Consider the following 23,569-nt stretch of genomic DNA (forward strand, 5'->3'; position numbering starts at 1 on the left):
ACTAGAGCGGGGGAACAGCCGGGTGAAGCGGGTTGTCGGGATTGTCGCCGGACTGGCGGTGCTGGCCATGGGGGCCGTGGGGATGGGCGGCGCGGTGGCCGCGCCCTCCGAGGCGTCCTCCGGACGCGCGGACATCGTCTGGGAGAAGTGCGCGAACAAGAAGCAGGGGTCGGTCACCGGGAACGTGCTCGGTGGCACCGGGCTGGTCGACGAGGAGCCGCCGGGGCCGGGCGTCGAGTGCGCCACGCTGCGGGTGCCGCTCGACTACCGCGAGCCCATGGGGCAGGCCATCAAGATCGCCCTCAACCGGGTCAAGGGCAGCGTCTCACGTGACCACCACCACCTCGGCACGCTCCTGGTCAACCCGGGCGGGCCCGGCGCCTCCGGTCGGGAGCTGGCCGAGTACGTCGCCGCCGCGTTGCCGGGCAAGCTCGCCGAGCGCTTCGACGTGATCGGCTTCGACCCGCGCGGCGTCGGGTCCAGCGAGCCCGCGCTGCGCTGCGTCGACCCGGCCAAGTTCTACGCGCCGCCGCGGCCCGACGCGGTGCCGCGTACCGGCCGGGACCAGAACGTGCTGCAGGCCCGCGCCCGCGAGTACGCCGAGCGCTGCGGCAACCTGTGGGCCTGGATGCTGCCCCACATGACCACCGAGAACGTCGCCCGCGACATGGACACGATCCGCGCCGCGCTCGACGAGCAGGAGATCAGCTACCTCGGCTACTCCTACGGCACCTACCTCGGAGCCGCCTACGCCACGCTTTTCCCCGAGCGGGTCAAGCGCCTGGTGCTCGACAGCAGCGTCGACCCGGACGGCGTCTGGTACAAGGCCAACCTGGCCCAGGATCGCGGCTTCGAGCGCAGGCACCGCGACTTCCTCGCCTGGACGGCCAAGAACAACAAGGTGTACAAGCTGGGCCGTACCGCCAAGCAGACGAGCTTCGCCTGGTACGAGATGCGCTCGCGCCTGCGCGAGCGTCCCGCCGGGGGAGTGGTCGGCCCGAGCGAGCTCGACGACATCTTCACCGTCGGCGGATACACCAACACCATCTGGCCCTCGCTGGCGCAGGCGTGGGCGGGCTATGTCCGCAAGGGCGAGACGAAGGACCTGGTCGCGGCGTTCAAGCGTTTCGGCGAGAAGGACGCCGAGGACGAGAACGGCTACGCCGTCTACCTGGGCGTGCAGTGCCGCGACGCCGCCTGGCCGCGCGACTGGAAGGTGTGGCAGTCCGACATGAGCCAGCTGCACCGCAAGGCGCCGTTCCTGACCTGGCCCAACGCCTGGTACAACGCGCCGTGCGCCTACTGGTCCGTGCCCGGCGGGAAGCCGCCCAGGATCCAGGGGGCCAAGGAACTGCCGCCGGTGCTCATGCTGCAGTCGAAGGGGGACGCGGCCACGCCGTACGTGGGGGCGTTGAACATGCGCAAGCTCTTCCCCACCGCCCGCATGCTCACCGAGTCCGGCGGCAACCACGGCATCTCGCTGGCCGGCAACCGCTGTGTGGACAAGGCCCTGGCCGCCTATCTCGCCGACACCACCGTGCCCAAGTTCGGCGCTACTTGCCCGAGTCTGCCCGCGCCGCGCCCGGCGGCTCGCATGTCGTCCGGTTTGCCCCAGGGTCACGAAAGGCTCACCGACGTCATTGCGAGATGAGCCAATCGGGGGGCGTTCGCGTAGTCTGACCGTGTGATGCTGCGTACATCGGCGTCGCGCGTGCTCGATGACAGCGATCGCGATGAGGTGCTCGACCTCCTGGACACCGATCCGGTCGCCAACGTCTTCGTCGCCTCCCGGGTGCGGACCGTCGGACTCAATCCGGCACGGCTGGGTGGTCAGATGTGGGGCTTCGGGCCGCGCGGCGGTCTCGTCTCGCTCTGTTATGCCGGTGCCAACCTGGTGCCCGTCAACGCCGGCCCCGAAGCCGTGCACGCCTTCGCGGACCGTGCCCGCAAGCAGGGCCGGCGGTGCTCGTCCATCGTGGGCCCACAGGGCGCGGTGTCGCTGCTGTGGGAGCGCCTGGAGCCGCACTGGGGGCGGGCGCGGGCGATCCGCTGGGCGCAGCCGGTGATGGCGACCGCGCAGAAGCCTCCGGTTCCGGCCGATCCGCTGGTACGGCGGGTGCGGCCGGAACAGTTCGAGCGGCTGCTGCCGGCCTGCGTGGCGATGTTCACCGAGGAGGTGGGGGTCTCGCCCAACGCCGGTGACGGGGGCGCGCTCTACCGGACCCGGGTGGCCGAGCTGATCAGGATCGGGCGCTCCTACGCCCGGATCGACGACGGCCGGGTCGTCTTCAAGGCGGAGGTCGGGGCGGTGACGCCGCAGGCCTGCCAGATCCAGGGTGTGTGGGTGGACCCGCAGCTCAGGGGGCAGGGGCACGCGGTGGCCGGGATGGCCGCCGTGGTGGAGGCGGTGCTGGCCTGCTTCGCGCCGGTGGTGACGCTGTACGTCAACGACTTCAACCGCTCGGCGCGGGCGGTGTACCGGAAGGTCGGGTTCCACGAAGTGGACACCTTCATGTCGGTACTTTTCTAACTATGTTGGTGTCCTTTTGGTTTGACCCGACCTGTCCGTATACGTGGATCGTGTCCCGGTGGCTCGTCGAGGCCGCCGACGTGCGCCCGCTCGACATCCGGTGGCGGCTGCTCAGCCTGGCCGCCCTGAACGAGCACCTGGAGGTGGACCCGGAAGGGGACACCGAAGGCTACCTGTGGTTCCCGGCCCGGGTCTGCGCCGCCGTGGAACTCGCCCACGGCTCGGCCGCGCTCGGCCGCTTCTACGAGGAGATGCAGAAGCTCGACGGCTGGGACTGGACGGTGGCCCTGGAGGCCGCCGGGCTCCCGCCCGAGCTGGCCACGGCCGCGCAGACCACCGGCCACGACGACCACCTGCGCGCCTCGACCGCGGAGGGTGTGGCGAAGGTCGGCCCGCACGTGGGCACCCCCATCATCGCCGTCGAGAACGGCCCGGCCTGGTTCGGCCCGGTGATCTCCCAGATCCCTCGCGGTACGGCCGCCGGAGACCTGTGGGACGCCACGCTGGTCATGGCCGCGACGCCCGGCTTCCATGAGCTCAAGGGCGGTCCGCACGCGGAGATCTAGGCGCGTAGTCCTGGAGGCCGCCGGCCAGGAGGGTGAAGGCGCGCTCGCCGTACCGGCGCACGTCGCCCGCGAGATCGCGCACGCGGTCGTCGGACAGGACGCGGACGCGGGCCAGATCCACCATCGCCCGGTGCACCCCGACCAGCGCGCCCGCCGCCACCCGGGCGGTGGTCTCGTCGCCGGTGTCCGCGGCGATCGCGCGGCCCAGGTCGGCGGTGAGCCGGGTGAAGGCCTGGGCCTCCCTGGCCTGCAAGGCGGTGCTCTCGGAGATGACCCGGTGGACGGCGCGGGCGCGGGCGAGCGCCTCCTCGTCGCCCTCGGCGATGGCCTCCAGCAGGCCCCCGGACTCCAGCAGGAACCGCCGCACGGCCGCGATCACGGGCTCGCCCGCCGCCCGCCCGGAAACGGCGGCGACCAGACGAGCCCCGAACTCGTCCAGGCCCGAGTAGAACAGGTCCTCCTTGGCCGGGAAGTAGTTGAAGATCGTGGCCGGACCCACCTGCGCCTCCCGCGCGATCTCCGTGACCGTCACCCGGTCGAAGCCGCGCTCGGAGAACAGCCGCCAGGCCGTCTCCATGATCTGCTGACGCGTCAGCTCCTTCTTGCGCTCCCGCAGCCCCACCCTCGCTCCAAACTTAGAGTTGCTATAAGTCGATAGTAACTCTAGATTGAGAGTAAGTACACGATTCGAGCGAGGAGGACCACCATGTCCGCGGACGTTCTCGATCTGGTGCACCGCTGGGCCGCCGCCGAGCAGGCCAACGACGCCACCGCCCTCGACGGGCTCCTGGCCGACGGCTTCGTCGGAGTGGGCCCGCTGGGGTTCGTACTCACGCGTGAGCAGTGGCTGGTCCGGTTCGACAACGGCCTGGTCAACAGCGCCTTCGTGGTGGAGGAGCCGCAGGTGCACGAGCACGGTTCCGCCGCGGTGGTCGTCGGCGTGGACGCGCAGGAGACCACGTTCGGCGGGCGCGACAACTCCGGCCGCTTCCGGCTCACGCTGTCGGCCGTCCGGCAGGAGGCCGGATGGAGGGTCGCGAGCGTCCACCTCGGGCCGCTGCGGCAGATGGGCGGCTAGCCATAAGCGTCAGCATCGGGCTGACCAACTACTCGTCCACCCTCGGCTACCTGGCGGCCCACACCGGCCGCGTACGCCTGGGCACCATGGTCACCGCCGTCACCTTCCGCGAGCCGGCGCTGCTGGTCAAGGCGGTCACCACGGTCCACGCGCTCTCCGGCGGCCGGGCGTGGCTGGGCATAGGCGCCGGGTACCACGAGGAGGAGGCGCACGCGATGGGCGTCCCGCTGCCGCCGGTCGCCGAGCGCTTCGACCGCCTGGAGGAGACGCTGCGCATCGCCCGGCACAGGTGGTCCGGCGATGAGTCCCCGTACGAAGGCACCCACTACCACCTGGCCCGGCCCACAAGCCACCCACGCCCCGAGAGTCCTGATCGGCGGCACCGGGGAACGCCGCACCCTGCCCCTCGTGGCCCGTTACGCCGACGCGTGCAACGTCTTCGACATCCCCGACGACGGTCACATCGTACGCAGGAAGCTGTCCGTCCTGGCCAGGGAGTGCGAGAAGATCGCCCGCCCCTACGAAGAGATCGAAAAACCCCTCTCCACCTGCCTGAACCCGGGCGAATCCGCAACCTCCTTCACCCGCCGCTGCGAACAGGCGGCCGCATGGGGCATCGACCACGCCGTCGTCATCACCGCAGGCCCCTGGACCCACGCCCCCCTGAAAACCCTCACCACGGGCGTCCGCGCCCTTGCCGGATCACCCTGACCCGATCGCGCGGTTGATCGGTACCCGGGTCAGAAAGCTGTCCGGCGACGACAGGCTGGCGGCCTTCGCCGACACCGTGGCCCGCGCGCGCTCCAGCCAGTGGCCCGCCTCGTCCTTGCCGCACGCCTGGAGGACCTGGTAGTGCACGTAGTACACCTCCTCGGTCCGCAGCGCTGGCAGGGTTCCGGCCTCCTCCAGAAGCGTCACCGCGAGCGTGCTGGAGCCGAGCGCCGCGTCGATCTCGCCGCGCTGCAGCTCTACAAGCGCCTGCAGCGAGAGCGCTCCGACCTGGCTGCGCCGGAACCCGGTCCGGCGGCACTCCCGAACGGTCTCGGCACACAGACGACGGGCCCGTTCAAGGTCGCGGTGCCCGGGTGCCATCAGCGACTCGGCCAGGTAGGTGCGCAGGATGGGTGTGATGGAGGCGTGCCCGGCGCGCAGGACCCGCTCGTACCCGGTGTCGATCATCGGCCGAGCCTCGTCCGGTCTGCCCCACTCCAGATAGAGCTTGCCGAGCAATCCCTGGTTGTACCCCTGGTGCACGCTGAGATCGGCATCCTCGCGCAGGACACTCAGCGCCTCCTGGAGCACCTGCTCGGCCTCCTCGAACCGGCCGGTCGCGGTGAGCAACTGCCCCAGATAGTTGGAGATCATCGCGAACTGGTCCCGGGCGTGTGTCGCGTTCAGACCTCTGATGGAGCGGCGCAGGCCCTGCTCCGCCTCGTCGAACCGGCCGTCGTCGAAGGCGGCGACGCCGATGTGGCCGTGCAGCCGTGCGGTCTGCACGCGGAACAGTGGCCGGTCCGCAGGCGGGATCTCGGCCTCCGCGCACTGCTCTGCGATCCTGCGAGCCTTCTCGAGCGTGGCGATGCCGTCCGCCATGTCGAGCCCCACCAGATGATGTCCCAGCGAGGACAGCGCCTCCACACGGGCAAGAGGACGGCCGGACCGCTCCGCATGACCGACCGCCTCGCGGAAGCAGGAGACCCCCGCGTGCAGCCCCTCGGCGGCCAGGCGGTAGGCGCCGGCGCTGACGCCGGCCATGGCTTGGAGCGCGGGATCGCCGGTACGGCCCGCCGCCTCGACCGCCGCCTCGACCTGAGTGCGGATGGCGTCGGAAGGGCTGGTTGCCCACCATAGCTCGGTGGCGGTGAGCTGGAGGTGGCTGAGCCGTACTGTGAGTTCGTCGTCCTGCGTTCCGGCGGCCAGGCCCTCCTGGCAGTGTTCTGCGACGCGGTGGTAGTCGCCCCGCTCGTATGCGGAGAGGGCAGCGCGAAGGAACCGGTCAGTCATCCTGGTGCTCCTCCTGCGACAACCGCGCGGCCTCTGCCTCAAGCCACGCCGACGGGATGAGGTCGGTGTTGCCGCGGGCGTGCTCGGCCGCCTCGCGCAGGAAGCCGCTCGCGGCGTTGGGCTGTCCCGCCGCGCGGGCTTCGACGGCCAGGAGCAGGGCCCGTGCCGCCTTCCCATCTCCGCCTTCGCCGGTCGGGAACGCGGCGACCGAGAGCTTCGCGGCAATGCGGGCCTCATCGATTCGGTCCAGCGTCCAGTGGGCCCACGCCAGGTTGTACTGGGTCATCCCGAGGATGCGGGGGATCTCCACCTGCTTGCCCTCGTCGTTGGCCTGGCGGAGTGACGACAGAGCCGCCTCGACCTGGCCGAGGCCCAGTTGCGCGATGCCCAGGACGTTGCGCGCGTAGCCGAGAGCCTCCGGCACGCGGGCGGTCTGGTAATCGGCGATGCCGGCAGCCGCGCTTTCGGCGGCGGCGGCCCACCTGCAGGCCACGATGTAGGCGGCGCTGCGGGCATCATGCGCACGCGCCCGTGTCATGGGATCTCCGGTCTCGGTGGCCAGGGCGGTGAGACGGTCGGCGACCTCCAACGCGGGCTCGATCCGCTCCAGGTAGGAGTACGTCAGGCTCAGGCAGAGCAGGGCATGGTCCTCGTGGAAGCGTTCGCCGATCTCGTGGGCGACGGCGACGGCACGCTCCAGGAGCGTGGTGGCGTCGCGCAGCCGCCGTGACTGCCGGAAGAGGTCGCCGAGGGCGAACAGCGCGCGGGTGAGCTGCAGTTTGCGGCCGGGAGAGAGCTCGGCCAGCCGGATCGCGGTCTCCAGGATGGCGATGCTGTCGTCGGTGGGGCCGCCGACATGATGGGCGAGTCCCTTGCCGACCAGATGGGCGAGCAGCGCCTCCTCGTTGTCGAGCCGCCCGTCGATGGCCTCGTGCATGCCGAGGACTTCGCGCACCGAGCCCTGCCAGAGCAGGAACTCGCCGATCTCGTCCAGCAGGAACGCCGCGGCGTCATAGTCCTCCGCACGGACGCGGTGCTCGAACTCCAGACGGTGCTGGACCAGATCGTCGGCGGAGGTCCAGGGCTGGGGGGCACGTTGAGTGGCGTACCAGCCGGCCACGCGGCGCTCCAGTACGCGGCGGCCCCAGGGGTTCTGGTCGTCCAGCGCGGCGTAGGCGATGTCGGCGTCCAGCGGGTGGAGGGCGAAGGTCCGCGATCGAGGGTGGCGCGTGACCATGTAGATGTCGGCCAGCCTGGCCAGCGCCCGCGAAGGGTCCAGGCCGGGGGAGAGGGGCCGCATCACCCACTGCACGGCTTCGGGTGGTGCCGGGCTGCGGAAGACCGCGAGCACGTCGAGGGTCAGGCGCTCCTCCTCGCTCAGCTCGTTGAGGTTGTGCTGGGCGAGCTGCTCGACGATGTTGCCCCGCGCGGAGTAGTCGCTGATGACGTCCTCAAGCGTGGGCAGCGTCAGGTGGTCGTTGACGATCGCGCCGATCGCCAGTTCCAGCGCCCGGGGGACGCCATGCAGGCGCTGCGCTGCGGCTTCGAGGTCGGCGCGTGAGGCCGCGGACAGGCCGGCCGCGCCGTCGTGGTCGAGTTCGAGCAGCAGGTCGGCGCTGTCGGAGACCGGAAGCCCCTCCCGAAGGTGGACGCGGGACTCGAAGCGCAGCAGCGCGGGATCGAGGGCCAGCGGAATCTGGGAGGTGAGCAGCACCCGGGGCGCGTTGGGCACGCGGAACACGGTCTCGAAAAAAGGCACCAGGTCGTCGTCGCGCAGTTGCCCGTCGCTGCGCAGGTGGTCCTCAAAGTTGTCGAGCACGACCAGGACGCGTCGCTCGTGCCCGAGGACCTCGAACAAATCGATCAGCTTGTCGTATGCCGACTGCTGCCGCCCCCAGAGCGCCTGAAGCGCCTCCCGTTCGCCGGCCGGGACAAGCCGGCAGCAAGCGAAGAAGATGCGTTCGACGGTGATCGCGCCGTCGACCCTGCTGCTGAGGTTGACGAACCCGTGGAAGGTCGCGGCCTGCGCCGACAGGGTATCGACCACCTTCGCGCCAAGGGCGCTCTTTCCGATGCCCCGGCGGCCGAGGATGCTCACCATTCGGATACCAGGTCGCGCCAGTGCCTCGCACAGCCGGTCGAGTTGCTCGGTGCGGTCCTTGAACAAGTCAAGCCCATATCCGATGGGCGGTCCCACGACCGTGGGCGAAGGGGCCATAGATCCTTTTACCATGTCCCTGGACGTTCCCGTGGAAAAGGAGTTCGGGTTGGCCGAAAAGGAAATTCCGACCCGGCAAGAACGAGTTATGAAGACCGTCCGCGACAGAAGCGTACAGGTCCTCACCTGGGTGACCCTGTGTGGCGTTGCTTTCGTCGGTACTGGCTGGATCATGGACGGCGCGGCATACGTGCCAGGGCTTCTTCTGGAGCTCGGAGTTTCGCTCGTGTTGCTGGTTCCGTTGGCGCTTCTGGGTCTCATGCTGGAGAAACGGCTGCGCAAGACCGAAGAGCACATTCGCGATGCCACCGCGCGTCTTGACGCACTGAGCGCGGTGACGAGGGAGCGGCTGATCGAGCACCGTCGCCAGCGTGCCGACCTCTACCAGGACGCGGAGCGCAACCCCACGCAGGCTCTGCTGCGCGAGCTGCTCCAGGACGCGGTAGCGGTCGGCGCGGTCGCGAGGGAAGGGCCGCGGGTCCGTGTCGCGGGCACCACGTTACGGCTGCGCCTACGCATGCGGGCACAGGACCAGAACACACTCGAAGCCATTGTGGAAGAAGCCGGCGGCCGGGCAAGAAATCATCTCTCGTGGCCGGCGGGTGAAAGTGCCGAGGATTTCGCCGAACGACTGGCCGAGATATTGAGAACGGACCATCTTTATCCGGGTGACCAGGCCTACGACCCGTCCGACCTGCTCCTGCGGTTCGTAGAGCTTCTGCACACCGCCGTCGAGGCGAGGACCGGAGAAAGCGAGCACGACCTGGGAACCGTCCTGGAAATACCCAATACACAATGGGTGGTCAGTCGTGAGGGGCTTTACTGCCTGGATCGGCATTACCACATTCCGGCGGCACGGCTGACCGGCTTCACCGACTGGCCCACCTACATGGCAGGACAGGAATGGGCCGATCGTAGGCGGTTCGGCGAAGCGTTCCGGCTGGCCCGCTCACTGCTGAAGTGAGCGGGGGATGTGGACGAGGGTGGTGAGGAGGCGGTCGAGTTCGGTGTCCGGGTCGTCGGTGAGGCCGGCGTGGACGGGGCCCGTCTGGACGATGGTGCTTCTGGGGGCGGTCAGCCAGCGGAAGCGGGCGCCCAGGGGCTGGCTGGACAGGGGTCCGGAGGAGGCGTCGCAGGTGAGCTGGTAGGCGGCCAGTGCCTGGCGGAGCGCGGGGATGTCGGCGGACGGGTCCAGGGCGTGCAGGCGGGATTCGTCGAGGTCTATCCGGGCGCAGAGGTAGGAGCGGGGCTGGCAGTACAGGAGTACGCCGACGTTGATCTGCTCGCCGCGCTCCACGCGCGGGATCACGCGGATGAGGGCGTACTCGTAGGCGTCCCTGCTCATCGTTCGCTTCCTCGCCAGAACTCGCCGACCGAGGCCGGGCCGGGCTTCGTCCGGGGTTCCTCGCCGCGGATCAGCCAGGTGGCGGGGCCGTGGGCGCGCTGGAGGAGGTGGTCGACGTAGGCCTGGCGGACGTCGGCGGCCGAGTCGAAGCCGGGCTCGCCGTCCAGCCACTCGTCGGGGACGAGGGCGGTGACCTCGCGCAGGAGGGCGGGGGTGATGCGGGCCGACAGGTCGGCGGCGGCGGCGTCGAGCTGGGTGGCGTAGGCGGCCAGGACGTGGTCGCCCGCGTCGAAGCGCCGCTGCGGGTCGGCGGTGCGCCAGTTGTGGTGGAACCAGAGCGCGGCGCCGTGGTCGATCAGCCAGACGGTGTTGTGCCAGACCAGGAGGTTGGGGTTGCGCCAGCTGCGGTCGATGTTGTGGATCAGGCCGTCGAACCAGACCACGCGCGAGGCGAACCCGGGGTCCGGCGGCCAGGCCAGCGGCTCGAAGCCGAGCGCACCGGGCAGGAAGTCGACGGCCAGGTTGAGTCCGGCGCTCTTGCGCAGCAGTTCCTGGACCTCCTCGTCGGGCTCGCGGTCGCCGAACTGCGGGTCCAGGTCGATGAGCTTCAGCTCGGGGGTACGCAGCCCGAGCCGCCTGGCCAGCTCGGCACAGATGATCTCGGCCACCAGCACCCGCCTGCCCTGACCGGCTTCGCGGAACTTGACGGCGTATGTGCCGAGATCGTCGGCCTCCACGACCCCGGGCAGTGACCCGCCCTCCCTGAGCGGCGTCACATACCTCGTCGCCACGACCGTTTCCACGTGATCGAGGTTACCGCCCTTTCCCTCCGTTACGGCTCGCGCCCGCCCACCCGCACCGCCGCCCCCGGCGCGCGCCCGTCGAGCGATGGTCGTGAGGGCTCACGGACTTCTCGCCGTGACAACTCCGCTCCCGGCACGTGTGGGCGGAGCCCTTCACTCGCCCAGGAGTTCCGCCAGTGCCAGGTCGACCAGGGCGGCCGTGTCCTCGTGCATGATGCCCAGCCGCCGCAGCGCCGCCACCCCCAGGTAGCTCGCGTATCCGGCCAGTACGCGGCGCTCCGCGGCCTCCTCGCCGATTCCCGTCTGGGCGACCGTCGCCGTCATGAACGCCAGGCGGCGCTCGTTCACCCGTCTGGCCACTTCGGCCACGGCAGGGTCGTCGGCCTCGCTGATCAGGCGGAACGACACCGCCGCCTCCGCCGCGTCGGCGAACGCGAGCTCCAGCAGGGTCCGGAGTCGTTGGCGGGGATCGGGGATCTTCTCCAGGCCCTGGATGATCTGTTCGGTGCCGCGTTCCCAGAAGGCGAGGGCCGCCTCGACCAGGGCCCGCCGGTTGGCGAAGTGCCAGTAGAAGCTGCCTTTGGAGACGCCCAGCCGTACCGCCACAGGTTCCACGGCGACGGCGGCGAGGCCGCCTTCGGACAGGGCCGCGAGCGCGGCCCGCGCCCAGTCGTCGGCGTTCAACTTACCCACCCGCCAAGCCTGCCATACGGTGGCGTATAGTCGGACCATACGCAGCCGTATGGAGGTCGTGACATGGTCTACAACGTGCATGAACGGGTCATCGCCGGCTCGGTCGAGGAGGTGTGGGCGAAGCTCGCGGACGTCGGGCGGATCTACCCGGCGAGCAGTGGGACCTTCGAGCTGCCCGAGGGGCTCTTCGAGGGCGCGCCGGTCCGGCACGACCGTGCCCGCTACCGGGTCGCGGTCGTGGAGCCCGGCCGTAAGCTCTGGTTCGACCTCGGCAAGACGATCAGCGGCGGGCACGGCTTCGAGCTGTTCCCCGTCGAGGGCGGCACACTGGTGCGCCATCACCTCAAGGGGCGGCTGTCGGGGGTGTTCGCGCTGATGTGGCCGCTGATCATCCGGCGGCATCACGACAAGGCGCTCGAAGGGCTTCTCGACAACCTTGAGCGCGAGGTCGCACATGCCGACGCTGGCTGAGGGGTTCATCCCGGTCCCCGACGCGTCCGAACGGCACGCGATCGTGATCGCCGCGCCCCGCGAGCGGGTGTGGGAGGCCATCAGGCGGCCCGACCCCTCCGACATCCGCCTGGTGAAACCGCTGTTCGCGCTCCGGAACCTGATCTCCAGGCTGCTGAACGGGCACGAGCAGCGGGATATGCCCACCTTCACGCCGCTGGCGGAGGAGCCGGGCCGCGAGGTCGTGCTCGGCACCGTCGGCCAATGGTGGCGGCTCGGCCGGTCGAAAGGGGTCGACGCGGTCGGCACCGCCGAGCAGTTCACCGCCTTCGACCGCCCCGGATACGCCAAGGGCACCTTCAGCTTCGTGCTGGAAGAGGCCGGGCCGGGGCGGATCAGGCTGGTGACCGAGACCAGGGTGGCGGCCACCAGCCCTGACGCCCGCCGGGCCTTCCTGCGCTACTGGGCGGTGATCCGGCTGGGCAGCGGGCTGGTGCGCTGGGCCATCCTGTCGTCGATCAAGGCTAGAACTTCGCGATGACCTCCTCGGCGAAGCGCTCCATGGTGGCGATCTTGAGTTCCAGGGTGCCTTCGCCGTGCTCGGCCTTCTCCTCGGGCGTGGCCAGCCACCACGGGGCGGCCATGGTGGCGGTGACGCCCTTCGCGGCGAAGCGCCGGTAGACGGCGGCGTCCGGCATCACCGCCAGCGGCGCGACGACCTCGAACGGGCGATCCTTCGGCAGCTTGGCCAGGACGGGGTCGAGCTGTTCCTCGGTGTAGATCCGGTTGCCGATCCACCCGTCGCCGAGCCGGGAGGCGCGGGTGAGCGCGGCCTCGCTGTCCCCGCCGACGTAGATCGGGATGTCCCCGGACGGCGTCGGGCAGATGGACAGCTCGGGCAGGCCGTCCAGCTTGACCGCGGAGCCCGTCCACAGCTCCCGCAGGGCCGGGATCATCTCGTCCAGGCGCCGCCCCCGGGTGTGGAAGTCCTGGCCGGTCGCCTGGAACTCCTCCTTGCACCAGCCCACCCCGACCCCGAACGTCACGCGCTCGCCCGACAGCACCGCCGCCGTCGAGACCTGCTTGGCCACGGTGAACAGGTCGCGGGCCGGCGCGATGTAGACGTTGGGGGAGAAGCGCAGCGTGCTGGTCGCCGCCGCCATCGCGCCGATCGTGACCCACGTGTCCGGCCAGTGGGTGCCGGCGTTCCAGCGCGGCCTGCCGCTCTTGGAATAGGGGTACGGCGAGGCGAAGTCGGCGTAGAAGATGTGGTCGGAGAGCGTCAGCGTGTCGAACCCGCAGCGCTCGGCGGCCCGCGCCAGCTCCACGAACTGGTCGGTGGGGACGAACGAGGCCCCCAGCCAGAACCTCACTGGAACTCCGGGATGACCTTGGTGGCGAACATCTCCAGGTTGCGCTTGACCGTGTCGAGCGGCAGCACGCCCTGCTGGCCCTGCATGTACAGGCCGAACCACTCCAGGTCGGGCATTCGGTCGAGCATGCGCTGGATGCCGCGCTTGACGTCGTCGGGGGTGCCGAACAAGGCCATCTCGACGTCGTTCATGCGCTTGGCGTCGCCCTTCTCCGGGGAGATGGGCTTGTGCTTCTCGTCCTCCTTCTTGCGCAGCACCTCCAGGTAGCCGAAGGGGCCGAAGAAGGCGGCGAAGTCCTTGGGGATGCTGCGGCCGAAGGTGTTGATGGCCTCCTCGGTCGTGTCCGCGATGCCGACGATCTTGAGGATTCCGGTGTGCTCGCCCAGCTTGTAGTCGCGGCCCTGCCGGGCCGACTCCTCCTGGTAGAGCTTGGCCTTGGCGGCGTGGTCGTCGGGGTTGGGGGTGAACATCCAGGGCAGGATGTTCTCCTGCGCGGCGCGGATGACCGAGCGGTCGGAGATCGTGAACGGCTGCCACAGCTCCGGGTGGGGGTTCTGGTACGGCCGCGGGCAGACGGAGACGGCCTGGACCTTCCCGTCCTCGTCGAGTTCCCCGGGCGCGCCGAACGTCTTCGTCCACTCCTGCGCCGGCCAGCCCTCGATGCCGTCGAAGGGGAAGGGCACCTCGTAGTCCAGCACGTCGGACTTGTAGCGCAGCGTCTCCTGGGTCCAGGCCATCTTCATGATCTTCAGGACCTCGCCGAACACGTCGAAGTTGCGCGTGTCCGACGCCGAGCCGTCCGAGCGGGCCGCGGCGGCGTGCCAGCGCTGGCCCAGGACGTTCATCCAGCGGTTCTGGTAGCCGCGGGCGACGCCCAGGCGCAGCCGTCCCTTGGAGAACTGGTCGAGCAGCGCCACGTCCTCGGCGGCCCTGATCGGGTCCCAGGCGGGCAGCACCATGCCGAGCGGGGCCAGCAGGATGCGTTCCGTGCGGGCCGCGAGGTCGGTGAGGAACATCAGCGGGTTGACCGAGAACTCCATCCCCTCCGAGTGGAAGTGGTGCTCGGTCATCATGAGCGCGTCGAAGCCGATCTGGTCGGCGTGGACGGCGATCTCCCGCACCTCGTGCAGCAGTCGCTGGTATGACTCGGTGTCCCGTCCGATGGGCCGCTTGGCTTTGGCGTTCTCCTCGGCGGCATATCCGGAGCCTGGAATCTGCGGGTTCAGGAAGATGGAAAACTTCACCGGGAGTCCTCTTTCCGCGGGGCGTTTCTCTGACCGGCAAGCTACTCTAAGAATCTTAGCCGAGCAATCGCTTGGTTGACATGGGAGGTCGGCAATGCGGCTGGGCGTCACGATGTTCTCCACCGATCTGGCGATGCCGGTGCCGGAGCTGGCGCGGGCCGCCGAGGAGCGCGGCTTCTCCTCGCTGCTCCTGCCCGAGCACACGCACATCCCCGTCTCCCGTCGTACGCCGCCGGCCGGCGGGCAGGCCGTGCTGCCGGAGGAATACAAGCGCACCGTGGACCCGCTCGTCGCCCTCGGGGCCGCGGCCGCGGTGACCACGCGGATCCGGCTCGGCACCGCCATCCTGCTGGCCGCACAGCGCGAGCCGATCGTCACCGCCAAAGCCGTGGCCACACTCGACCACCTGTCCGGCGGGCGGGTGATGCTCGGCATCGGGTTCGGGTGGAACGTCGAGGAGATCGAGAACCACGGCGTGCCGTACCGGGAGAGGCGGGAGGTCGCGCGGCGCAACGTGCTGGCGATGCGCGCGCTGTGGAGCGAGGAGGTGGCCTCCTTCGAGGGGGTCGAGGCGTCGTGGTCGTGGCCCAAGCCCGTCTCCGCGCCGCCCGTGTACGTGGGCGGCGCGGCGGGGCCCAAGATGTTCGCGCACGTCGCCGAGTACGCCGAGGGGTGGATGCCGATCGGCGGCAAGGGCATCAAGGCGGCCCTGCCCGCGCTGCGCGAGGCCTGCGAGAAGGCCGAGCGCCCCATGGCCGAGGTCATCCCGATCGGGACCCTGCCCACCCGGGAGAAGCTCGACTACTTCGCCGGGCTGGGCATCGAGGAGGTCGTGGCCACTCTGCCGAGCGGGCCGGCCGGCCGGGTGCTGCCGGTGCTCGACTCCTACGCGGAACGCTTCCTGTCATAATTACGCGCTATGTCGCGATTGGCGGAGCTTCGGGCGGGCGATCCGCGCCGGCTGGGCTCCTACCTGCTGGCGGGCCGCCTCGGCCAGGGCGGGCAGGGCGTCGTCTTCCTCGGCCGGACCCCGGCGGGCGCGCAGGTCGCGATCAAGCTGCTGCACGCCAGCGTGGCCGCCGACCCCGAGGTGCGCCGGCGCTTTCTCGGCGAGGTGGAGGCGGTGCGCCGGGTGGCGCCGTTCTGCACGGCGCAGGTGCTCGACGCCTCCCTTGAGGACGACCGCCCGTACATCGTCAGCGAGTACGTGGACGGCGTCTCCCTGCGCGACCACGTCGTGGCCAAGGGGCCGAGGACCGGCGGCTCGCTCGACCGGCTGGCCATCGGCACCGCCACCGCCCTGAGCGCCATCCACCGCGCCGGGGTCGTGCACCGCGACTTCAAGCCGGGCAACGTCCTGCTCAGCCTGGACGGGCCGAGAGTCATCGACTTCGGCGTCTCCCGCCTCATGGACAGCGCCGCCACCACCAACCAGATGCCCGTCGGCACCCCCGCGTACCTGGCGCCCGAGCGCATCGAGGGCGAGTCCGCCGGCCCGCCCGCCGACATGTACGCCTGGGCCCTCACCCTCGCCTACACCGCCAACGGCCGCCACGCCTACCGCGCCGACACCTACCAGGAGATCCTCGCCCGCATCCTGTACGGCCGGCCCGACCTGGGCACGCTGACCGGCCGGCTGCGCGAGATCGTGGAGGCGTGCCTGGCCCGATCGCCCGGCGAGCGGCCCCGGGCTGAGGAGGTCCTGAGCCTGCTGCTCGGCCACGAAGGCCACGAAGGCCACGAAGGCCGGGACGACCGGGACGTCCTGACCTCGGGGGCCAGGGCCGCCGTCGACACCACCGACCCGAGAGCCGGCATGCCGGCGGGGAACGTCCCGGCCTCGGGCGAGGGCGACACCCTCCCCATCGGGCCGGAGGACTCCACCCCGACGGCACCCGGACCAGAGGATGCGCCCCAGCCCGGCCCCGGGGCGGGCCGCCCGGGGCGTGGCCGGCGGCGGGTGGCGAAGTGGCAGATCGCCGTGGCCGTCCTGGGGGTGCTGGCCGGGGCCGCGGGGTTCGGGTTGTGGCTGCGTGGCGCGCAGAGCCCCGGGCTGGCGGGGACCTGGACCGGGTCGGCCGATCACCCCAGCGCCGGCCGCGTGTTCCCGGTGGAGATCAAGCTGGTGGGCGAGGGCGACTCCGCCATGCGGTGGGGCGCCGACCTGCGCTGCTCCGGCCGCCTGGCCAGGACCTCCAGCGCGATGGTCTACACCCTCGACCACGTACGCGGCGCGGAGTGCTACCCCGGCACCCTCCGGATGTTCCCCAGCGGCGGCGACGCCGACCAGGCGGTGATCAGAGTGACCCGCCGAGGTGACACCGATGTCACCTACTCGGGCAAGGTGAGCCGCCCGTCCTGACCGGATGTGTCACGGTCGTGTGCCGATTGGGCGGCCCGCGTTGACTGCCCGGCATTGGTTGCTTTCAGTGGAATGAGTACCGGGTGGCGGCGAGGGGAGGCCCTTGTGCCTGACACGCAGCCGCTCAAATCGGGGGACCCGCGGCAACTGGGCGACTACACACTGTCCGGCCGGCTGGGCGAAGGTGGCCAGGGCGTGGTGTTCCTCGGGATGAGGGGCGAGGAACGATACGCGATCAAACTGCTCCACGGGCCGGTGGGGGACGAGCAGGCGGCGTTCTTACGCGAGGTGGAGCTGGCCAAGCACGTCGCGCGATTCTGCACCGCCCAGGTGGCGGACGCCGGGTTCGACGACGGCCGGCCGTACATCGTGAGTGAGTTCGTCGACGGTCCTTCGCTTTATCGGGAGGTCGCGCTCACCGGGCCCAGGAGCGGCGGCGCGCTGGAGCGGCTCGCGGTCGGGACCGCGACCGCGCTGGCGGCCATCCACCGCGCCGGGATCGTGCACCGCGACTTCAAGCCGCAGAACGTGCTGCTCGGCCCGGACGGGCCCCGGGTGATCGACTTCGGGCTGGCGCGGGTGCTGGACGCCGCGGCCACGCAGAGCGGGCGCGGGGTGGGCACGCCCGCCTACATGGCGCCGGAGCAGATCACCGCCGCGCTGGTCACCGGCGCGGCCGACGTGTTCTCGTGGGGCGCGACCATGTGCTTCGCGGCCAACGCCAGCGCGCCGTTCGGGCAGGACTCCGTGGCGCCGGTGCTGCACCGCATCCTCACCGCGCCGCCGGAGCTCGGGCGGCTGGACGGGTACCTGCGCGACCTGGTGGCGGCCTGCCTCGACAAGGACGCGCGCAACCGGCCGTCGAGCCGCGACCTGCTGTACGCGCTGCTGGGCGACTCCGACGGGGTGCCGGCGGAGGTGCTGCGCTCACCTCCGCCGCACCTGCTGCGCTCGGGGGCGGCCCCGATGGCCGAGCCCGAGACGACAGGGGCGGCCCCGGACGTCTACCACCTGCCCGCCGCGCCGGTCGCCGCCGCCGCGAGCGGCCCGGCAGCGGTGAGCCAGGACACGCAGGACGTACGCGCCGGTCAGCGGGCCAGCGCCGCCAACCGCGCGGGCCTCGCGGTCTCCTGCGCGCTGCTGGTGAGCGCGGCGGTGCTGGTGACGCTGCTGGTTCCGGCCTTCCGCTCCGGCGACGGCCCGGCGCCCCAGGCGGCCGCGCAGCCCAGCGGCTCCGCGCCCGCGCTGCTTCTGCCGCAGCTCGCCGAGCCCTCCCCCTCGCGTGAGCGGCAGGAGTCGAAGGTACGCGGGGGCGCCACCGAACCGGCTCCGCCACCGCCGAGGGTGGAGCCGGCGGGGGTGGGGGTGCCGAGCCTGGTGGGGCTGGATCGTTCCGCGGCGGTGAAGGCGCTCAGGCGGGCCGGGCTCAGCGCGGGGACGTTCAACGAGGTGGACTCCAAGCTGCGGATCGGCCGCGTGCTGGCCAGCCGTCCCGCCGCCGGGGCGCTGCTGGCCAAGGGGGCGGAGGTCGATCTGGACGTGTCGGCGGGGCTGGCCGTACCGGAGCTGAAGGGGCTGGGCAGGAAGGCGGCGGAGCTCGCGCTCGGGCGGGCCGGGCTGGAGACCGGTGTGGTGAGCCGGGCCTGCTCGGCGCAGCCGGGCGGGCGGGTGCTGTCCTCGGAGCCCGCCGCGGGTACCCGGGTGGCGGGCGGGAGCGCGGTGGCGCTGGTCGTCACGCAGCACGGGGCCGAGGTTCCGGCGGTGATCGGCAAGGGCAGGGAGAGCGCGGTCACGGCGCTGAAGGCGGCGGGGTTCGCCGTGGAACAGCGGGTACAGATCGTGACCGAGCCCGGCGAGGTGGACACGGTGCTCGCGCAGAACGTGCCGGCGGGCCGGTGCGCCCAGCCCGGCAGGACGATCGTCATCACCGTCGGCGTCGAGGGACAGACCGGCCCGGACCCCGGTGAACCCGAGCCGGATCCCACCCCCACCCCGTCATAGCGCCCGCTTCTCACGCGGCGGGCGCCTCGACGGCGGGGTGCTCGGTGTTGCCGCCGCGTACGCGCGCGGCGTTGACGAACACGGCGACGAAGGAGTAGAGGCGGTCGGCGTAGACCTGCCGCATGGCGCTGAGCTGGAGTCCGGCCTCGTCCGCGCGGGCGCCGACGGCGAGCGGCGGCACGGCCCGGGTACGGAGCCCGACCTTGGCGCCGCTGGTGGACGTGGCCTGGTAGAGCGGGTGGGCCTCGGTGTAGCCGGGGTCGATGTCGCAGACGATCAGCGTTCCGCCCGGCGCGAGCAGGCCGGCCAGACGCCCGAAGTCTGGCATCTCCGGCATCGAGGACAGGACGAGGTTGAGCAGGATCACATCCTGCGACCGGGGCGCGATGCGGTCGCGGACCCGGTTGATGTCCTCGACAAGGATCTTCGTGCGCTCGTAGAGCGGCTGACCCGCCAGATGACGCTGGAACTGCTCGGCCATGCCCGGACAGAAGTCCACGTAGGTCCAGCGCATCGAGGTGTCGAGGAAGAAGTGCGTCGCGACGTTCTTGCCGGAACCGCCGCCCAGGTCGAGGACGCGGAGGCTGGGCTTGGCGTCGCGGAGGCTGACCAGCAGCCTGATGACCGCCCGATGGGTCTCCAGCAGGTTGGCGGAGTTGCGCTGGTCGTAGTTGGGGGCGATCGCCTGGTAGAAGTCGCGCGCCTGCGTGGTGTCGAAGAGCTGGACGGCCTCGTCGTCGTTCGCCGCCGCCGGGGCGAGCGCCTCCTCGCGCGGTCCCACCCGCGGCGGCCAGAACTCGATCGACCTGCCCTGCCGGTACGCGCCGACGAGGACGACCAGAACGATGGCGGCCACCCCGGCCACCAGATATCCCGAGCTGCTGCCCAGGGCGTCGAACACGTGCTTCAGATCCATCCCGGAACCTCCTTACCTGCGTCCATGAACGCTCGCGCGCGCCTGTCCCGCCAGAGCGGTGGACAAGATCGTGCTGGATCCGCGCCACGCGCGGATGGGACAGGACACGCGGGGACGCGGCCGCGGAGAATAGGTCAGGCTTTTCCCCGCGATAGCGGTCACATAAATGCGGAGTGGGTGCTAAGGGACGGACAATTCGCGTACTGTTGCGGACAAGCTTGGACAATCGCGGACAGCTCAATGAGGCGTTATGGGAGAAGAGTCGGTTGACCTTGTCTCTGCGGTGACAAAGGTCGCGACAAAGGAAGACTTGGCGCGACTTATGCGGATACTGCGGGCTCGCGCGGATATGCCGGCCTATCGCGATCTGGAGAAACGCGCGGTCTCCGCCGGTGGCTCGCTGCCCCGCACCACGCTGGGGGAAGTGCTCAACGGGCGTAAGTTCCCAACGAAGGCCTTTCTGATTACCTTTCTCAACGTCTGTGAAGTGCCGCCCACCGAGCAGATGACCTGGCTCGAGGTGTGGAATCGGCTGGCCGCCGAGTACAACGCCGGCGCCGTCACGGACGGCGCCCGCGCGGCCGACGGAGAGCTGCCGCTGAGGGAGGCCAGAGAGCTGGCCGACCGCCTGGGCGAGGACCTGGTCCGGGAACGGCGCCGGTTGTCCGAGCACGGCGCGCGGCTGGAGGAGATTGTCCCGATCTTGCATCAGGCGGTGTCCGTCCTCGCCGAGTCCGGACAACACGAACTGGCCGAGCAGATCTCCAGCGGCGTCGTGGAACTGTGCCGGGGCGCCGCCCGCGACAAGTCGCCCGCGTGCCTGAGCCTGCGCCACGAGCGGGCGATGATCCTTGCCCAGCGCGGCGCCCCCTCCGCCCCGTCGCTGCTGGGGGAACTGCTGGCCGACTGCAGGGAGACGCTCGGCGACGCCGATCCGCTCACCGCCACGGTCGAGGCCGCGCTCGCCCGCTACGCCACCGGTGCTCCGCCCGCGACCGGCATGCTGCCCACCGTCTGGAACGTCGAGCCGCGCAACCCCGAGTTCACCGGCAGGGAAGAGGTCATCGCCGAACTGGGCCGCCGCTTCCGCACCGGCGGCCTGGCCAAGGTCCAGGTGCTGCGCGGATGGGGCGGCGTGGGCAAGACGCAGATCGCGATCGAGTACGCCCACCAGTTCGCCGCCGACTACTCCGTCGTGTGGTGGATCGACGCCGAGGACCCGATGCTGATCGGCAAGCAACTGGCGGAGCTGTCGGTCCAGTTACGGCTGGCGATCCCCGACGTCGACTCCGGCAGCGCCGTCGCCCTGCTCAAGGCACACCTGCGCCAGCACTCCGGCTGGCTGCTGCTGATCGACAACGCCGAGGACCCCGGGCTGGTCCGCCGGTGGCTGCCAGGAGGCCCCGGCCACGTGGTGATCACCTCCCGGGTGGGCGGCTGGGAGCACCTGGCCGTCACCGTCCCGGTGAACGTGATGGAACGTGCCGAGTCGGTCCAGCTGATCCGCAGCCACGGCCCGGACCTGCGGGGTTCCGAGGCGGCGGCGCTGGCCGCCGAGCTCGGCGACCTCCCGCTCGCGCTGGTGCAGGCCGGTACCTTTCTCGCCGAGACCGCGACCGCCCCGGCCGACTACCTGGGGCTGCTGCGCTCACGGCCGAAGGAGGTGCTGAGCGAGGGCGCGGCGGGCGAGTACCCGCACTCACTGGCCGCGGCCGTGGGCCTGACCATCGAACGGCTGGCCAGGCACGAACCGGTCGGCCTGGCGCTGGCCCGGATCTGCTCCTTCCTCGCGCCGGACACGATTCCCGTCGAATGGCTGGTCGGCGCGCACCCGGCCGCGGCCGGGAAGGGCCCGCTGGACGGCTTGACGGCGGCCGAGGACGACGCGCTCGCCCTGCGCCGGGGCGTCGGCTCGCTGAGCCGCTTCGGCCTGGCGGTCGGCGCGCGCGGCGGGCTCCGGCTGCACCGGCTGACCCAGAGCATCATCCGCGATCACCTGCCGCCGGCCGAGCAGGAGATCGTCCTGGAGCACGCCAGGGCGCTGCTGGCCCGCTACCGGCCCGACGACCCGGAGGACCCCGCCGGCTGGGCCGCCTGGTCCCGTATGGTTCCGCACCTGTTCGCCGTCGCCCCGGACGCCTCCGGTGACCACGACCTGCGGGAGATGGCCTGCGACGCCGGCTGGTACCTGATCGAGCGGGGCGAGGCCCAGGCCAGCGCCAGGTTCTCCGCCCAGTTGTACGCCCAATGGCAGAAGACCCTGGGACCCCGGCACGCGCAGACCCTCGCCGCCGCCCGCGACCTGGCCAGGGCGCTGCGCGAACAGGGCGACTACGCGGACGCGGCCCGGCTCTACGAGCGGGCGACGGGCGAGGCGGAGGCGGGGCTGGGCCCCGACGACCCCCTGGCCCTGCGGCTCAAGCACGGATCCGCGATCAATCTGCACCTGCTCGGCCGCGACCGGGAGGCCTACGCGTTACAGAAGGACGCCTTCGAGCGCTACGAGCGCGTGCTCGGCCCGAGGCACCCGCACACGCTTCACTCCGCCAACCACATGGCGGTGGCGCTCCACGCGCTCGGCCGCTTCGAGGAAGCCCGCGACCTGCACGAAGAGACCTACGCCCGGTACCGGGAGGTGCTGGGCGACGATCACCCCGACACCCTCCGCTCGGCCAACAACCTCGCGGTCGACCTGCGGACCCTGGGTGACCACGACCGGGCCCACACCCTGCAGATCGAGGCGCTGAGCCGCCGGAGGCGGACCCTCGGCGAAGATCACCCGCACACGCTGCAGTCGGCCACGAGCCTGGCCGAGACCCTGCACACGATGGGACGTTCCGAGGAGGCCTTCCGCCTGCAGAAGGAAACCCGCGACCGCAGCATCAAGGTTTTGGGCGCGCATCATCCGGACTCCCTGCACGCGAGCCGAAACCTTACTAACATCCAGGAGTCCCTCCGCCATTCCTCATAGACATCTGCCCTAGAGAATCGTTGCCCGCGCCCAAGTGTCATGGTTCTATAAGGGCGGCCGATTTCCAAAGGACGGATGCACATGGCTCATGCGCGCATTGCCTTGGTGACCGCCAGACCGCGACCAGAAGTCAATCCGGATTTGGATATGCCGCTGCTGCACGCGGCCTTCGACGAGGTCGAAGCCGAAGCGGAAATCACCCATTGGGACGATCCAGAAATCGATTGGTCCTGTTTCGATCTCGCCGTCGTCCGCTCTCCGTGGGACTACTCCTGGCGTTCGGCCGAGTTCCTGGCATGGGTCGACCGCTGCGCGGAGCGCACCCGCGTGGCCAACCCACCGGAGATCATCCACTGGAACGCCCGCAAGGAGTACCTGCTCGAACTGCGGGAGCAGAAGGTTCCCGTGGTGCCGACCACCTACCTGCTTCCCGGTTCGGCCGCCGACCTGCCCGCCGGGCACGACTTCGTCGTCAAGCCGGCCGTGGGGGCGGGAGCGCGCTTCGCGGCCCGCTACACCCCCGCCGATCGCGACCGGGCCGCCGCCCACGTCGAACGCATCCATGCCGACGGAGTCACCGCGATGGTCCAGCCGTACCTCTCGCGGATCGACGTGAGCGGGGAGCGGGCGCTGGTCTTCGTCCGCAACCGCTTCCTTCACGCCATCCGCAAGCGGGCGGTCCTCGCGCCCGGCCTGCGCTACGACGAGCCCAGGGACGCGCACCCCGGCACCGAGCCCTGGCAGCCGACCGCCGCCGAACGGGACCTCGCCGATCGGGTGCTGAGCACCGTGCCCGACGCGGACAAGCTCCTGTACGCCCGGGTCGACATGGCCGACGACGCGGCGGGAAACCCCATCCTGACCGAGCTCGAACTGGTCGAGCCCGGCCTGTACCTGCGCTTCCACCAGGACTCGATTCCCGCGTTCGTCGAAGCGATCGTGAACGTCGCCGAGGCGCTCCGGCCGGCGGGGAGCGGCCGTACGAGCTGAGCGGCACCGCCAGAGAACCTTCCAG

The 23,569-nt window shown here is 70.8% G+C and carries 22 protein-coding genes; 13 read left to right on the plus strand and 9 right to left on the minus strand.

Annotated features, from left to right (window positions below):
- Window positions 1–22 precede the first annotated feature (22 nt).
- The 3 genes from ACIBHY_RS44530 to ACIBHY_RS44540 are packed head-to-tail and all read left to right on the plus strand — an operon-like array spanning window position 23 to window position 3,096.
- Window positions 23–1,651, plus strand: coding sequence for an alpha/beta hydrolase (locus ACIBHY_RS44530; protein ID WP_397309888.1), 1,629 nt, complete (start codon window positions 23–25; stop codon window positions 1,649–1,651).
- Between the two features lie 36 nt (window positions 1,652–1,687).
- Window positions 1,688–2,530 (plus strand): GNAT family N-acetyltransferase, encoded by an 843-nt coding sequence (locus ACIBHY_RS44535; protein WP_397309965.1) that lies wholly within the window; start codon window positions 1,688–1,690, stop codon window positions 2,528–2,530.
- Window positions 2,531–2,580: 50 nt separating this feature from the next.
- On the plus strand, window positions 2,581–3,096 hold the full coding sequence (locus ACIBHY_RS44540) for a disulfide bond formation protein DsbA (protein WP_397258812.1): 516 nt from the start codon (window positions 2,581–2,583) through the stop codon (window positions 3,094–3,096).
- On the opposite strand, the gene ACIBHY_RS44545 is transcribed toward ACIBHY_RS44540, so the two are convergent.
- Window positions 3,068–3,718, minus strand: coding sequence for a TetR/AcrR family transcriptional regulator (locus ACIBHY_RS44545; RefSeq protein ID WP_397309889.1), 651 nt, complete (start codon window positions 3,716–3,718; stop codon window positions 3,068–3,070). The two genes, ACIBHY_RS44540 and ACIBHY_RS44545, sit on opposite strands and share 29 nt — an antisense overlap.
- A gap of 84 nt (window positions 3,719–3,802) precedes the next feature.
- Here ACIBHY_RS44545 and ACIBHY_RS44550 point away from each other — a divergent pair, with 84 nt between their 5' ends.
- Together ACIBHY_RS44550 and ACIBHY_RS44555 are read left to right on the plus strand one after the other, a co-directional pair.
- Entirely contained in the window at window positions 3,803–4,174 is a 372-nt protein-coding gene (locus ACIBHY_RS44550; RefSeq protein WP_397258817.1) for a nuclear transport factor 2 family protein, read from the plus strand.
- An 86-nt stretch (window positions 4,175–4,260) separates the two neighbouring features.
- Entirely contained in the window at window positions 4,261–4,902 is a 642-nt protein-coding gene (locus ACIBHY_RS44555) for an LLM class flavin-dependent oxidoreductase (RefSeq protein ID WP_397309966.1), read from the plus strand.
- Here the strand turns inward: ACIBHY_RS44555 and ACIBHY_RS44560 are convergent.
- Window positions 4,877–6,178, minus strand: coding sequence for a tetratricopeptide repeat protein (locus tag ACIBHY_RS44560; protein ID WP_397309890.1), 1,302 nt, complete (start codon window positions 6,176–6,178; stop codon window positions 4,877–4,879). The genes ACIBHY_RS44555 and ACIBHY_RS44560 overlap by 26 nt on opposite strands.
- Window positions 6,171–8,396: an AAA family ATPase gene (locus ACIBHY_RS44565; RefSeq protein ID WP_397309891.1), complete on the minus strand. Its 2,226-nt coding sequence runs from the start codon at window positions 8,394–8,396 to the stop codon at window positions 6,171–6,173. Before ACIBHY_RS44565 ends, ACIBHY_RS44560 begins: the two co-directional genes overlap by 8 nt.
- A gap of 13 nt (window positions 8,397–8,409) precedes the next feature.
- On the opposite strand from ACIBHY_RS44565, the gene ACIBHY_RS44570 reads away from it, so the two are divergent.
- A complete protein-coding gene (locus ACIBHY_RS44570; protein WP_397258825.1) occupies window positions 8,410–9,360 on the plus strand; it encodes a hypothetical protein in 951 nt (316 codons plus the stop codon).
- Here ACIBHY_RS44570 and ACIBHY_RS44575 read toward each other — a convergent pair.
- The 3 genes from ACIBHY_RS44575 to ACIBHY_RS44585 form a co-directional block, all read right to left on the minus strand.
- Complete coding sequence (locus tag ACIBHY_RS44575) at window positions 9,346–9,741, minus strand: DUF3037 domain-containing protein (protein WP_397258827.1); 396 nt, start codon at window positions 9,739–9,741, stop codon at window positions 9,346–9,348. The two genes, ACIBHY_RS44570 and ACIBHY_RS44575, sit on opposite strands and share 15 nt — an antisense overlap.
- Window positions 9,738–10,544, minus strand: a complete 807-nt coding sequence (locus tag ACIBHY_RS44580; protein ID WP_397309892.1) for a HipA family kinase — start codon at window positions 10,542–10,544, stop codon at window positions 9,738–9,740. The genes ACIBHY_RS44575 and ACIBHY_RS44580 overlap by 4 nt, the downstream gene beginning before the upstream one ends.
- Window positions 10,545–10,697: 153 nt before the next feature.
- The gene (locus ACIBHY_RS44585; RefSeq protein ID WP_397258831.1) at window positions 10,698–11,237 is read right to left on the minus strand and encodes a TetR/AcrR family transcriptional regulator; all 540 of its coding nucleotides are present in this window, start codon (window positions 11,235–11,237) and stop codon (window positions 10,698–10,700) included.
- Between the two features lie 63 nt (window positions 11,238–11,300).
- On the opposite strand from ACIBHY_RS44585, the gene ACIBHY_RS44590 reads away from it, so the two are divergent.
- Both ACIBHY_RS44590 and ACIBHY_RS44595 read left to right on the plus strand, forming a co-directional pair.
- Window positions 11,301–11,708 (plus strand): hypothetical protein, encoded by a 408-nt coding sequence (locus tag ACIBHY_RS44590; protein WP_397258832.1) that lies wholly within the window; start codon window positions 11,301–11,303, stop codon window positions 11,706–11,708.
- Window positions 11,692–12,228, plus strand: coding sequence for a hypothetical protein (locus ACIBHY_RS44595; protein ID WP_397258834.1), 537 nt, complete (start codon window positions 11,692–11,694; stop codon window positions 12,226–12,228). The genes ACIBHY_RS44590 and ACIBHY_RS44595 overlap by 17 nt, the downstream gene beginning before the upstream one ends.
- Here ACIBHY_RS44595 and ACIBHY_RS44600 read toward each other — a convergent pair.
- Both ACIBHY_RS44600 and ACIBHY_RS44605 read right to left on the minus strand, forming a co-directional pair.
- Window positions 12,212–13,060: a TIGR03619 family F420-dependent LLM class oxidoreductase gene (locus ACIBHY_RS44600; protein ID WP_397309893.1), complete on the minus strand. Its 849-nt coding sequence runs from the start codon at window positions 13,058–13,060 to the stop codon at window positions 12,212–12,214. The two genes, ACIBHY_RS44595 and ACIBHY_RS44600, sit on opposite strands and share 17 nt — an antisense overlap.
- Window positions 13,057–14,304 (minus strand): LLM class flavin-dependent oxidoreductase, encoded by a 1,248-nt coding sequence (locus ACIBHY_RS44605; RefSeq protein WP_397309894.1) that lies wholly within the window; start codon window positions 14,302–14,304, stop codon window positions 13,057–13,059. Before ACIBHY_RS44605 ends, ACIBHY_RS44600 begins: the two co-directional genes overlap by 4 nt.
- A 94-nt stretch (window positions 14,305–14,398) precedes the next feature.
- Here ACIBHY_RS44605 and ACIBHY_RS44610 point away from each other — a divergent pair, with 94 nt between their 5' ends.
- The 3 genes from ACIBHY_RS44610 to ACIBHY_RS44620 all read left to right on the plus strand — a co-directional run bounded on the left by ACIBHY_RS44610 (window position 14,399) and on the right by ACIBHY_RS44620 (window position 18,667).
- Window positions 14,399–15,214 carry a TIGR03619 family F420-dependent LLM class oxidoreductase gene (locus ACIBHY_RS44610; protein WP_397258840.1) on the plus strand — a complete coding sequence of 272 codons (816 nt, stop codon included), beginning with the start codon at window positions 14,399–14,401 and terminating at the stop codon, window positions 15,212–15,214.
- Between the two features lie 9 nt (window positions 15,215–15,223).
- On the plus strand, window positions 15,224–16,666 hold the full coding sequence (locus ACIBHY_RS44615; protein ID WP_397309895.1) for a serine/threonine-protein kinase: 1,443 nt from the start codon (window positions 15,224–15,226) through the stop codon (window positions 16,664–16,666).
- Between the two features lie 105 nt (window positions 16,667–16,771).
- Window positions 16,772–18,667, plus strand: a complete 1,896-nt coding sequence (locus ACIBHY_RS44620; RefSeq protein WP_397309896.1) for a PASTA domain-containing protein — start codon at window positions 16,772–16,774, stop codon at window positions 18,665–18,667.
- Between the two features lie 10 nt (window positions 18,668–18,677).
- Here ACIBHY_RS44620 and ACIBHY_RS44625 read toward each other — a convergent pair whose 3' ends face one another.
- Window positions 18,678–19,583: a class I SAM-dependent methyltransferase gene (locus tag ACIBHY_RS44625; RefSeq protein WP_397258845.1), complete on the minus strand. Its 906-nt coding sequence runs from the start codon at window positions 19,581–19,583 to the stop codon at window positions 18,678–18,680.
- 487 nt (window positions 19,584–20,070) lie between these two features.
- Between ACIBHY_RS44625 and fxsT the strand changes: the two genes are divergently transcribed.
- Together fxsT and ACIBHY_RS44635 are read left to right on the plus strand one after the other, a co-directional pair.
- Window positions 20,071–22,554, plus strand: coding sequence for an FxSxx-COOH system tetratricopeptide repeat protein (fxsT, locus tag ACIBHY_RS44630; RefSeq protein ID WP_397309897.1), 2,484 nt, complete (start codon window positions 20,071–20,073; stop codon window positions 22,552–22,554).
- A 147-nt stretch (window positions 22,555–22,701) separates the two neighbouring features.
- The gene (locus tag ACIBHY_RS44635) at window positions 22,702–23,544 is read left to right on the plus strand and encodes a RimK family alpha-L-glutamate ligase (RefSeq protein WP_397248037.1); all 843 of its coding nucleotides are present in this window, start codon (window positions 22,702–22,704) and stop codon (window positions 23,542–23,544) included.
- Window positions 23,545–23,569: the final 25 nt, after the last annotated feature.

Source organism: Nonomuraea sp. NPDC050547 (assembly GCF_044457345.1).
GTDB lineage: Bacteria > Actinomycetota > Actinomycetes > Streptosporangiales > Streptosporangiaceae > Nonomuraea.